Origin of the sequence: Streptococcus halitosis (assembly GCF_003143695.2) — a bacterium.
Lineage (GTDB): Bacteria > Bacillota > Bacilli > Lactobacillales > Streptococcaceae > Streptococcus > Streptococcus halitosis.
Genome location: NZ_QEMY02000008.1, coordinates 1 through 816, shown reverse-complemented (window position 1 = coordinate 816; position 816 = coordinate 1). Strand labels below are relative to the sequence as shown.

Sequence of the window (816 nt, the reverse complement as noted above, 5' to 3'; positions counted from 1 at the left end):
GAAGTTGGTGGATCTGAAGCAGGAATCACTTACGATAAGACAGTTCAAGAAGTTGAAGTAACGGTTGAAAAAGTAAGTGCAACTGAATTGAAAGCAACGTCTTCAAAAGAAGCAAAAGATCTTGTATTTACAAACAAGTACACACCAGCAGGAGCTACAAGTGTCACTCTTGGAGCTAAGAAAGTTCTTGAAGGTAAAAATCTTGAAGCAGGTAAATACAGCTTTGTTCTGAAAGAAGGCGACAAAGAGCTTGAAACAGTTACAAACGCTGCTGATGGAAGTGTTACTTTCTCACCAATCTCATATAATGAAAGCCAAGTAGGAACTCACAAGTATACCATCTCAGAAGTTGCTGGCTCTGAAACAGGGATTACTTACGATAAGACCGTTCAAGAAGTTGAAGTAACGGTTGAAAAAGTAAGTGCAACTGAATTGAAAGCAACGGCTTCAAAAGAAGCAAAAGACCTAGTCTTCACAAACACATACACACCAGCCGGAGCTACAAGTGTAACTCTTGGAGCTAAGAAAGTTCTTGAAGGTAAAGACCTTGAAGCAGGTAAATACAGCTTCGAATTGAAGAAAGAAGACGGTAGTGTTGTCGAAACAGTGAAAAACGCTGCTGACGGAACTGTGACCTTCTCACCAATCTCATATGATGAGAGCCAAGTGGGAACTCACAAGTACACTATCTCAGAAGTTGCTGGATCTGAAGCAGGGATCACTTACGATAAGACAGTTCAAGAAGTTGAAGTAACGGTTGAAAAAGTAAGTGCAACTGAATTGAAAGCAACGGCTTCAAAAGAAGCAAAAGATCTT

Annotated in this window: 1 protein-coding gene; it reads left to right on the top strand. The window is 40.2% G+C overall.

Annotated elements, in window-relative coordinates:
- Nucleotides 1-816 (top strand): Spy0128 family protein (locus tag DB729_RS09295; RefSeq protein WP_279633976.1); only part of this gene is annotated, 816 nt, incomplete at both ends.